The sequence below is a fragment of the Leisingera sp. G5_S3_59_S7 genome (assembly GCF_054968485.1).
In genome coordinates, this window is the sequence record NZ_JBQKUH010000094.1 from 1 (window position 1) to 10,200 (window position 10,200).

General features: G+C 66.4%; 11 protein-coding genes. All 11 read left to right on the forward strand.

Annotated elements, in window-relative coordinates; genetic code table 11:
- The first annotated feature begins 73 nt into the window (after positions 1-73).
- A complete protein-coding gene (locus ACTRWG_RS22035; RefSeq protein WP_027236729.1) occupies positions 74-739 on the forward strand; it encodes a hypothetical protein in 666 nt (221 codons plus the stop codon).
- Positions 739-1,281, forward strand: a complete 543-nt coding sequence (gene thpR / locus ACTRWG_RS22040; RefSeq protein WP_462829937.1) for an RNA 2',3'-cyclic phosphodiesterase — start codon at positions 739-741, stop codon at positions 1,279-1,281. The genes ACTRWG_RS22035 and thpR overlap by 1 nt, the downstream gene beginning before the upstream one ends.
- Before the next feature lie 61 nt (positions 1,282-1,342).
- Positions 1,343-1,726, forward strand: coding sequence for a tol-pal system-associated acyl-CoA thioesterase (gene ybgC, locus ACTRWG_RS22045; RefSeq protein ID WP_027236731.1), 384 nt, complete (start codon positions 1,343-1,345; stop codon positions 1,724-1,726).
- A 106-nt stretch (positions 1,727-1,832) separates the two neighbouring features.
- The gene (gene tolQ, locus ACTRWG_RS22050) at positions 1,833-2,528 is read left to right on the forward strand and encodes a protein TolQ (protein WP_027236732.1); all 696 of its coding nucleotides are present in this window, start codon (positions 1,833-1,835) and stop codon (positions 2,526-2,528) included.
- Positions 2,529-2,532: 4 nt separating this feature from the next.
- A complete protein-coding gene (tolR, locus tag ACTRWG_RS22055; RefSeq protein ID WP_027236733.1) occupies positions 2,533-3,024 on the forward strand; it encodes a protein TolR in 492 nt (163 codons plus the stop codon).
- Positions 3,025-3,039: 15 nt separating this feature from the next.
- Positions 3,040-4,167, forward strand: a complete 1,128-nt coding sequence (locus ACTRWG_RS22060) for a hypothetical protein (RefSeq protein ID WP_027236734.1) — start codon at positions 3,040-3,042, stop codon at positions 4,165-4,167.
- The gene (tolB, locus tag ACTRWG_RS22065) at positions 4,164-5,489 is read left to right on the forward strand and encodes a Tol-Pal system beta propeller repeat protein TolB (RefSeq protein WP_027236735.1); all 1,326 of its coding nucleotides are present in this window, start codon (positions 4,164-4,166) and stop codon (positions 5,487-5,489) included. Before ACTRWG_RS22060 ends, tolB begins: the two co-directional genes overlap by 4 nt.
- A 103-nt stretch (positions 5,490-5,592) precedes the next feature.
- Complete coding sequence (gene pal / locus ACTRWG_RS22070; RefSeq protein ID WP_027236736.1) at positions 5,593-6,105, forward strand: peptidoglycan-associated lipoprotein Pal; 513 nt, start codon at positions 5,593-5,595, stop codon at positions 6,103-6,105.
- 4 nt (positions 6,106-6,109) lie between these two features.
- Positions 6,110-6,937, forward strand: a complete 828-nt coding sequence (ybgF, locus tag ACTRWG_RS22075) for a tol-pal system protein YbgF (protein ID WP_027236737.1) — start codon at positions 6,110-6,112, stop codon at positions 6,935-6,937.
- Positions 6,934-8,187, forward strand: a complete 1,254-nt coding sequence (tilS, locus tag ACTRWG_RS22080) for a tRNA lysidine(34) synthetase TilS (protein WP_027236738.1) — start codon at positions 6,934-6,936, stop codon at positions 8,185-8,187. Before ybgF ends, tilS begins: the two co-directional genes overlap by 4 nt.
- Positions 8,188-8,265: 78 nt before the next feature.
- Positions 8,266-10,179 (forward strand): ATP-dependent zinc metalloprotease FtsH, encoded by a 1,914-nt coding sequence (gene ftsH, locus ACTRWG_RS22085; RefSeq protein ID WP_027236739.1) that lies wholly within the window; start codon positions 8,266-8,268, stop codon positions 10,177-10,179.
- Positions 10,180-10,200: the final 21 nt, after the last annotated feature.

The window sequence follows — 10,200 nt, forward strand, 5'->3', positions numbered from 1 at the left end:
CAGGCGCGGGAGCCGCCCCCTTGCCGCCGCGCGGCGCAGACGGCATAGACAGGGCAGGACCAAGGAGACGCCCATGACCGCCCAGCTGCCAGACCTGACGCCGGAGCAGATCGAAGCCCTGTTCACCCGCCACGACGGCTCTTACGCCTTTGCCCGCTGGGGGCGGCCTGTGGCGCCGATTGTGTTCGGGGTGCAGGATGAGACGCTGAAAACCGTCAAAGGCGCCCTGGAGGCGGTGATGACGCTGGCGGGCCACCAGATGGCCGAGACCGACCCGGAGCTGGGCTCGAACCTGATGTTCTTCTTCTTCCGCGACTGGGATGAGCTGCTCGCGGTGCCGGACCTGGACCGGCTGATCCCGGGGCTGGCACCGCTGGTTGCACGGCTGAAAGAGGGCGATGCCAGCCAGTACCGCGCGTTCCGGTTTGACGATCAGGGCGGCATCAAGGCGGCGTTTGTGTTCCTGCGGATGCAGGGCGCGATGGCGCAAATGCCAGCCGAGACGCTGGCGCTGACCCAGGCGGTGCAGGTGGCGCTGATGTGGGGTGATGCGGCCTTTACTGAGGCCTCGCCGCTGGCGGTGCTGCCGGAGACCGGCGCCACCATCCTGCGCCCTGAGATCGCGGGCGTGATTGCAGCAGCTTACGACCGGATGATGCCGGTGGCGGCGGAGGACAAGTCCCACGCCCTGCGCCTGTTTGCGCGCCTGCAGGCCCCGGCGGAACCGCCGCAACCCTGATGCGCGCTTTCCTGGGCCTGCCGCTGCCCGACGCAGCCCTGGACGCGCTGGAGCGCGTGCAGGAGGGGCTGACGGTGGGCCGCCATGTCCCGGCAGAAAACATGCACCTGACGCTCGCCTTCCTGGATGACCAGCCGGAGGCAGCGCTGCAGGCGCTGCATCAGTTGCTGGCGGAGATCAGCACGCCGCCATTGACGCTGTCCTTCCGCGGGCTGGACACCTTTGGCGGCAAGCTGCCGCGGGTGGTGGCGGCGGAGGTACAGAAAACGCCGGAGCTGACCCAGCTGCGCAGCCGTGTTCGCAGTGCCTGCCGCGATGCGGGAATGGACCTCTCCCGCGAGCGCTTCCGCCCGCATGTGACCCTGGCGCGCTTTCCCCGGCATCTGGAGGCCGGGCAGGTGGAGAAGATTGCGCAGTTTCTGGCGGGGGCAGCGGGCTTCCGGCTGGACTGCGAGGCGGAGAGTTTTGCGCTGTACCAGTCGACGCTGGCACCGGACGGTGCGCGGTATGACGTTCTTGCCGAGTACCCGCTGGAGGGTTGAGCGGCTTGCAGCGGTCTGGCGCCGCCCATAGGGTGCGCACGGCTATTCAGGAGGGCAGTCAATGCACCACGAGTTCCCCGTCCGGGTCTATTACGAAGACACCGACATGGGCGGGATTGTCTATCACGCCAATTATCTGCGGTTCATAGAACGCGCCCGCAGCGACTGGGTGCGCGGCATCGGGGTGGATCAGAATGCCATGCGTGAGAGCGGGCTGATCTATGTGGTGCGCCGGATCGAGGCGGACTACCTGGCGCCTGCCAAGTTCGACGAGGAGCTGCTGGTCACCACCTCCATGCAGAACGTGACGCCCGCCCGGATGGTGCTGAGTCAAGAGGTCACGCGGGACGGCAAGCCGTTGTTCCGGGCGAAGGTCACCATCGCCTGCATCACCACGGGCGGCACACCGGCCCGGCTGCCGGCAGAGATTCGCGCATTGCGGTAACATTTGGCGCGTCACCGCCTGTTTTGATGGTCTTTGGCGTTGATCTGCGCTAGCGTCCCGTCAAATAAGGCCGGATAAACGGCCGGAACATCTATAGAGCAGGCGAATGGAAGCAGAAACTCTGGCGCTGGCGCAGGAGATTGATTTCTCCATGTGGGGCCTATTCGCGCGGGCCACCGTGACCGTGAAACTGGTGATGCTGATGCTGGTGGGGGCCTCGATCTGGTCCTGGGGCATCATCATTCAGAAGATGATCAACTACCGCAAGGCGCGGCAGGAGGCGGATGCCTTTGACCGGGCCTTCTGGTCGGGCAATCCGCTGGATTCGCTGTTCGACCAGATCGGTGCTGAGCCTCCCGGCCAGGCGGCGCGGATCTTTTCCGCCGGCATGACCGAATGGCGGCGCAGCCACCGCAGCGACGGCGGCCTGATCCCCGGCGCGCAGGCGCGCATCGACCGGTCAATGGATGTGGCCATCGCCAAGGAGACCGAGGGGCTGCAAAGCGGCCTGTCGGTGCTGGCCACCGTCGGCTCCACCGCGCCCTTCGTGGGTCTGTTCGGGACCGTCTGGGGCATCATGACCGCGTTTATCGAGATTGCCGAGCAGCAGAACACCAACCTGGCCGTTGTGGCGCCGGGCATTGCCGAGGCGCTGATGGCGACCGGCCTGGGCCTGCTGGCCGCGATCCCGGCGGTGGTTTTCTACAACAAGCTGAGCGCGGACAGCGACCGCATCATCGGCGGCTATGAGGCCTTTGCCGATGAGTTCGCCACCATCCTCAGCCGCCAGCTGGATTCCTGAGGCCATGGGTGCCGCAGTCCAGCAGCCGCAGGGAGGCGGCGACCGCCGCCGGGGCCGCCGCCGCCGCCGCGGCCAGCCGATGTCGGAAATCAACGTCACGCCGTTCGTCGACGTCATGCTGGTGCTGCTGATCATCTTCATGGTGGCAGCGCCCCTGATGACCGTCGGCGTGCCGGTGCAATTGCCCAAGACCGCAGCCGGAGCCCTGCCGGGCGACGAGGAAGAACCGCTGACCGTCACCATGACCGCGGAGGGCGGGGTCGAGATTCAGACCACCCCGGTGGCGCGCGATGAGCTGGTGCCCAAGCTGCGGGCAATTGCGGCAGAGCGGTCCTCGGACCGGGTGTTCCTGCGCGCGGACGGCAAGATCGCCTATGCCGATGTGATGCAGGTGATGGGCGCGCTGAATGCCGGCGGCTTTTCCAACGTGGGGCTGGTCACCGACACCGGCGGCCCGGCCTTGGACGGGCGGCAGGCGCAGGGCACGGATCAGTAAGCGGGGACGCGGACGGTGCAGACCGGAACCAAGATCTCTCTTGCCGGACACGGTTTGCTGATGGGATGGGTTGTCTTTGGCGCCTGGTTCCCGTCCGAACCCTTGCCGTCCAATGTGCAGCAGGTGGCGCTGATTTCGGCTGAGCAGTTCGAGAAACTGAGCCAGCAGCGCAAGGCGCCGCAGGTCGCTCCGGAGCCTGCGCCGCTGAACGAGCCTGCCGAGGTGCAGCCCGCGCCGGAGCCCGCACCGCAGCCCGACCCGGAACCCGAAATTTCCCGGCCCGAACCGGTGGCACCGGCGGAGCCCGACCCGCAGGTGGTGGAACTGCCCGATGCGCAGCCCGAGCCTGAGGTGCCGGATGCGCCTCCGGCAGCGGCGGAAGAGCCGGAAATTGCCGCGCTGGTGCCGCAGGTCAGGCCGGAGGCTGCGCCGCGCCCGGTGGACCGGGTGGCGCCGGAGCCGGTTGCGCCGCCGGAGCCGGACACGCGGATCGACGATATCGTGCAGCCTGAGGTGGCGCCGGAACAGGGCGCCGAGACCGATCAGGAGGTGCAGGAGGCCACCGCGCGCGAGGCTGCCAGCGACCGGATCGTCACCGAGGAGAACGAGGGCGAGGACGTCGCGGCCTCTGCTGCGCCCGCCATTTCCAAGCGCCCCGTGACCCGGCCGTCGCGGCCGCAGCCGGAACCGGACAGGCAGGTCACCGAAGCCGCGCAGCCGGCAGAGCCGGAGCAGTCCAGCACGTCCTCTGCCGTGGCGGACGCCTTGGCAGAGGCGCTGGCGGGCGGCGCCGATGTGGAGGCGCCGGAACCTTCTGGCCCGCCGCTGACGCTGGGCGAAAAGGACGCCTTGCGGGTGGCGGTGTCGCAGTGCTGGAATGTGGGCTCGCTGTCCACCGATGCGCTGAAAACCACCGTGGTTGTTGCGGTGTCGCTGGCGCAGGACGGCCGGCCCGACACGGGCTCTATCCGGATGCTGTCCAGCACCGGCGGCGCATCGTCGGCGGCGCAGCAGGCCTTTGACGCGGCCCGGCGGGCGATTATCCGCTGCGGCGCCAGGGGATTTCAGCTTCCGGCTGAAAAATACGCGCAATGGCGTGATATTGAGATGACATTCAATCCTGAAAGGATGCGGATCAAATGAGGAATTTTCTGGCAGCACTCCTGATCGGCGCCTCGGCACTGGCCGGGGCAGGCGCAGCCGCGGCGCAGACCGGCCCGCTCCGCATCGAAATCGACCAGGGCGTGATCGAACCTTTGCCTTATGCGGTGCCGGATTTCGTGCCGGAAACCCCGGCGGCTGCGGAATATGCCACCGAAATCGCGCGCGTTATCGCCTCTGACCTCAGCGGCACCGGGCTGTTCCGGGAAGTGCCTGCCAGCGCCCATATCTCCAAGGTGGCGGCGTTCGACGCCCCGGTGAAATTTGCCGATTGGAAGGCGGTGAACGCCCAGGCACTGATCACCGGCGCGGTCAGCGTCACCGGCAACCGGCTGACGGTCCGGTTCCGCGGCTATGACGTGTTTGCGGAAAAGGAACTGGAAACCGCGCTGCAGTTCACCGGCACCACCGACGGCTGGCGGCGGATGGCGCATAAGGTGGCGGATGCCATCTACAGCGAGATTACGGGAGAGAGCGGTTATTTCGACAGCCGGGTGGTCTATGTCTCCGAGAGCGGGCCCAAGAACGACCGCCGCAAGCGGCTGGCGGTGATGGATTACGATGGCGCCAATGTGCAGTACCTGACCAACAGCGCCTCCATCGTGCTGGCGCCGCGGTTCTCGCCCACTGGTGACCGGGTGCTGTATACCAGCTACGAAAGCGGCTTCCCGCAGATCCACGTGCTGGATGTGGGCCAGGTGCAGCGCAAGGTGCTGTCCAGCGGCGACGGCACCATGAGCTTTGCGCCGCGGTTTGCGCCGGACGGGCGCACCGTGGTCTATTCGCAGACGCAGGGCGGCAATACCGACCTCTATTCGATGGATATCGAAACCGGCGCCAAGACCCGGCTGACCTCTGCCCCGTCGATCGAGACGGCGCCGTCGTTCTCGCCTGATGGCAGCCAGATCGTGTTTGAAAGCGACCGCTCCGGCAGCCAGCAGCTGTATGTGATGCCCGCGGGCGGCGGCGAGGCGCGGCGGATCAGCTTCGGGCAGGGCCGTTACGGCACCCCGGTATGGTCGCCGCGCGGCGACATGGTGGCCTTCACCAAGCAGAACAAGGGCCGCTTCCACATCGGCGTGATGCGCACCGACGGCAGCGAGGAGCGGTTGCTGACCGCCTCTTTCCTGGACGAAGGGCCGACCTGGGCGCCCAATGGCCGGGTGATCATGTTCACCCGTGAAAGCCAGGGCAGCGCCGGGCGGGCGCTGCTGTATTCGGTGGATATCACCGGCCGCAACCTCAAGCCGGTCAAGACGCCGGACGGGGCCTCGGACCCGTCGTGGTCGCCGCTGCAGAAGTAACCGCAGCGGCATTGGAGCCGTTAAGGCGGGGATACCCGCATAGAACCAGGCCCGGGCTTATGATAACGTCAGGGCAAGAAACGCAAAGGAATAGGCAGACATCATGAGCGGCTTGAAATTGGCAATGGCGGCGGTTGCCGTGCTGGGGCTTGCAGCCTGCAGCAACAACCCCTGGAACGACGATCTGAACGGTGCCGCCGGGGCAGGCGGCGCAGGCGCGGGCGCTGGCGCGGGGGCACTGGATCCGGCCAGCCCGGCCTATTTCCAGCAGACCGTGGGCGACCGGGTTCTGTTTGCGGTCGATCAGCACACGCTGTCGCCTGCGGCGCAGGCCACCCTTCAGGGACAGGCGCGCTGGCTGGCGCAGAACGCTGATTACGCGGTCACCATCGAGGGTCACGCTGATGAGCAGGGCACCCGGGAATACAACCTCGGCCTGGGCGCCAAGCGCGCCAATGCCGCCCGCGAATACCTGATCTCGCAAGGCATTTCCGGCAGCCGCATCAAGGTGGTGAGCTATGGCAAGGAGCGCCCGCTGGAAATCTGCTCGGACGAGACCTGCTATTCCAAGAACCGCCGCGCGGTCACCGTGCTGGCGGGCGGTCTGACGGGGTAACGGCATGAAACCTCTGCGCACCGCGCTTCTGGCCACTGTGATGCTGCTGCCGCTGCCGCTGGCGGCGCAGGACCAGCAGACCCTGGCGGACATCCGCCAGGAGCTGACCGTCTTGCATGTGGAGGTGCAGCGGCTGAAGCGCGAGCTGTCGACCACTGGATCCCCGTCTGCGGATGTCTCCGGCAACACGGTCCTGGACCGGGTTGCCGCGATTGAAAGCGAACTGCAGCGGCTGACCCAGAAGACCGAGGAGATGGGCCACCGGATCGACCGGATCGTGGCCGATGGCACCAACCGGATCGGTGATCTGGAGTTCCGCCTGGTCGAGCTGGAAGGCGGCGACGTCGGCGCCCTGGGCGAGACCACGACCCTTGGCGGCGGCGAGCTGCCGGCCGCGGTGGCCGCCGCCCCGCAAGCGGTGGACAGCGGCGCAGCGGGCGGTGAACTGGCGATCGGCGAGCAGGCGGATTTCGATGCCGCCGAGAAGCTGCTGGCCGAAGGCCAGTACCAGGAAGCGGCCGAAAAGCTTGCGGCGTTCAATCAGGCCTATCCGGGCAGCCCGCTGGCGGCGGCTGCCGAATTCAGCCGCGGCAAGGCGCTGGACGGGCTGGGCGACACCCGCGAGGCGGCCCGGGCCTATCTGGCGGCCTTTACCGGCAATTCCTCCGGCCCGGTGGCGCCCAAGGCGCTGTTTGAGCTTGGCGCTGCATTGGGCCGCCTTGGCCAGACCGATCAGGCCTGCGTGACGCTGTCCGAAGTCGGCGTGCGGTTCCCGGGCACCGGCGCGGAAGAAGAGGCCAGGGCCGAAATGGCCAAGCTGGGCTGTTCTTGACACCGGCCGGGCGGGATATCCCTGCTCTGGTGCGCAGCAGGTTCCGTTCTGCTCTGCCCGCCAGGCTGGGTATTGCCCTGTCCGGCGGCGGTGATTCGATGGCCCTTTTGCATCTGCTGCACGAGTGTTTCGGCGGCGGAGAGGTTGAGCTTTACGCGGCAACCGTCGACCACGGGCTGCGCCCCGGCTCGGCGGATGAGGCGGCAGCGGCCGGCGCCGCAGCGGCCCGGCTTGGCATCCCCCATGAGGTGCTGCAGTGGACGGACAGGCCGCAGGACGGCAACCTGCAGGCCCAGGCGCGGGCGGCGCGGTATGAGCTGCTGTGCGGCTGGGCGCGGCAGCACGATATCCCGGTTCTGGCGCTTGGCCACACGGCGGACGATCAGGCTGAAACGGTGCTGATGCGCATGGCCCGTGCCTCTGGCGTGACGGGGCTGTCGGGCATGGCGGAGCGGCGCACCCACAAGGGGGTGACCCTGCTGCGGCCGCTTCTGGATGTGAGCCGGAGCGAACTGCGCCGCTATCTGGAGGACCGCGGCGTGGACTGGGCCGAGGATCCAAGCAACGAGGATACAAGGTTTGAGCGGGTGCGGATGCGCAAGGCGCTGGAGCATCTGGCGCCGCTGGGGCTGACGCCCGAAGTGCTGGCCGGCGTTGCCCGGAACATGTCCAAAGCGCGTGAGGCGCTTGACTGGTATGTCTTTCTGGCCGCCCGCGACCTGGCGCATGTCCAGGCCGGCGCCGTTGTTTTGTGCCGGCGCAAGTTCCGCACCTTGCCCGGCGAAATCAGCCACCGGCTGCTGGTGCGCGCGTTCCAATGGATTTCCGGCGCCGCCTATCCGCCGCGCCGGGTGCCGATGGAGAAAGCTGTTCTGGCTGCGCGCAGCGGCAGTTCGGTGACCCTTGCAGGCTGTCGTCTGGTCAGCACCGCCAAGCAGGTCTGGATCTGCCGGGAATACAATGCCGTGAACGGGGAAACCGCTTTGCCGGGGCAGCTCTGGGACGGCAGGTGGAAGATTTTCGGCGGCGATGCAAAGGGATGCGAAGTGCGGGCGCTTGGGCGGCAGGGGCTGGCGCAATGCCCTGACTGGCGCGCCACCGGCGTGCCGGGCCCGGTGCTGGAGGCCACTCCGGCGGTGTGGCGCGGCGCCCGGCTGACCGCTGCTCCTGTGGCTGGAATGGCCAATGGCTGGTCGGCTGAAACGGCCGGAAGCGAAGAAGAGTTCTTTGCATCCCTTTTATCTCATTGAACCTGCCTGAATGATCCTTATTTTAAGCACAACGCAGGCGGCCTGTGAGGTGCGCCTATCTGATAGGGAGAACTTTCCTTGGGCAACGCTCGCAATATCGCCTTTTGGGTTGTTCTGTTTCTGCTGATTCTGGCGCTGTTCAATTTGTTCAGCGGTTCCGGCAGCACGATGCAGAGCCGTGAACGCACTTTTTCTGACTTCGTCAGTTCGGTTGAAACCGGCAAGGTCAGCACCGTCACCTTGGACGGGGAACAGGTGCGTTATACTACCACCGACGGGCAGAACTACGTCACCATCAAACCGGGCGATGCCGAGGTCACCTCGCTGCTGATCGCCAATGACATCCCGGTGCGCGCCGAGAAGCAGCAGCAATCGGGCTTCCAGTCGTTCCTGATCACGCTGCTTCCGTTCCTGCTGCTGATCGGTGTCTGGATCTATTTCATGAACCGGATGCAGGGCGGCGGCAAAGGCGGCGCCATGGGATTCGGAAAATCCAAGGCCAAGATGTTGACGGAGAAGCACGGCCGCGTCACCTTTGACGATGTCGCGGGCATCGACGAGGCCAAGGAAGAGCTGGAAGAGATCGTCGAATTCCTGCGCAATCCGCAGAAATTCTCGCGCCTGGGCGGCAAAATTCCAAAGGGTGCGCTGCTGGTTGGCCCTCCGGGCACCGGTAAGACGCTGCTGGCGCGCGCCATCGCGGGCGAGGCCGGGGTGCCGTTCTTCACCATCTCCGGTTCCGACTTTGTCGAGATGTTCGTGGGTGTCGGCGCAAGCCGCGTCCGCGACATGTTCGAGCAGGCCAAGAAAAACGCGCCCTGCATTGTGTTCATCGACGAGATCGACGCGGTGGGCCGTCATCGCGGCGCCGGCTACGGCGGCGGCAATGACGAGCGGGAGCAGACCCTGAACCAGCTGCTGGTGGAAATGGACGGATTTGAGGCCAATGAGGGTGTCATCATCCTGGCCGCCACCAACCGCAAGGACGTGCTGGACCCGGCGCTGCTGCGCCCCGGCCGCTTTGACCGCCAGGTCACCGTCGGCAATCCGGACATCAAGGGCCGCGAGAAAATCCTGGGCGTGCACGCCCGCAAGACCCCCCTGGGCCCGGACGTGGATCTGCGCATCATCGCCCGCGGCACTCCCGGTTTCTCGGGAGCGGATCTGGCCAACCTGGTCAACGAGGCCGCGCTGATGGCCGCCCGCGTCGGCCGCCGCTTTGTCACCATGGAAGATTTCGAATCGGCCAAGGACAAGGTGATGATGGGGGCCGAACGGCGCTCGATGGTGCTGACCCAGGACCAGAAGGAAAAGACCGCCTACCACGAGGCCGGACACGCCGTTGTCGGCTTGGTGCTGCCGGAGTGCGATCCGGTCTACAAGGCGACCATCATTCCGCGCGGCGGCGCGCTTGGCATGGTGGTGAGCTTGCCCGAGATGGACCGTCTGAACTGGCACAAGGATGAGTGCGAGCAGAAGCTGGCGATGACCATGGCGGGAAAGGCGGCCGAAATCATCAAATACGGCGAAAACCATGTGTCCAACGGCCCGGCCGGCGACATTCAGCAAGCCAGCCAGCTGGCCCGCGCCATGGTGATGCGCTGGGGCATGTCCGAAAAGGTCGGCAATATCGACTATGCCGAGGCGCATGAAGGCTACTCGGGCAATACCGCCGGCTTCTCGGTCTCGGCCCACACCAAGGAGATGATCGAGGAAGAGGTGAAGAGCTTCATCCAGGAAGGCTATGACCGTGCCTTCCAGATCCTCACCGAGCACAAGGAGGAGTGGGAACGCTTGGCCCAGGGCCTGCTGGAATACGAGACGCTGACCGGCGACGAGATCAAGCGGGTCATGAACGGCGAGCCGCCGCAGGCTGGCGATGATGAGGATGGCGGCGAGGATGAGGGCAATGCATCCGTGACCGCGATCCCCAAAGCCAAGCCCAAGAAAACACCGCCGGAAGGCGGCATGGAGCCTGAGCCGACAGCGTAAGCGCCAAGCCAGGAATTGAGA

Excerpts from the sequence above, each read along its gene's own strand:
- ACTRWG_RS22035 (WP_027236729.1), top strand. The coding sequence starts at position 74 with ATGACCGCCCAGCTGCCAGACCTGACGCCGGAGCAGATCGAAGCCCTG.
- thpR (WP_462829937.1), top strand. The coding sequence starts at position 739 with ATGCGCGCTTTCCTGGGCCTGCCGCTGCCCGACGCAGCCCTGGACGCG.
- ybgC (WP_027236731.1), top strand. The coding sequence starts at position 1,343 with ATGCACCACGAGTTCCCCGTCCGGGTCTATTACGAAGACACCGACATG.
- tolQ (WP_027236732.1), top strand. The coding sequence starts at position 1,833 with ATGGAAGCAGAAACTCTGGCGCTGGCGCAGGAGATTGATTTCTCCATG.
- tolR (WP_027236733.1), top strand. The coding sequence starts at position 2,533 with ATGGGTGCCGCAGTCCAGCAGCCGCAGGGAGGCGGCGACCGCCGCCGG.
- tolB (WP_027236735.1), top strand. The coding sequence starts at position 4,164 with ATGAGGAATTTTCTGGCAGCACTCCTGATCGGCGCCTCGGCACTGGCC.
- pal (WP_027236736.1), top strand. The coding sequence starts at position 5,593 with ATGAGCGGCTTGAAATTGGCAATGGCGGCGGTTGCCGTGCTGGGGCTT.
- ybgF (WP_027236737.1), top strand. The coding sequence starts at position 6,110 with ATGAAACCTCTGCGCACCGCGCTTCTGGCCACTGTGATGCTGCTGCCG.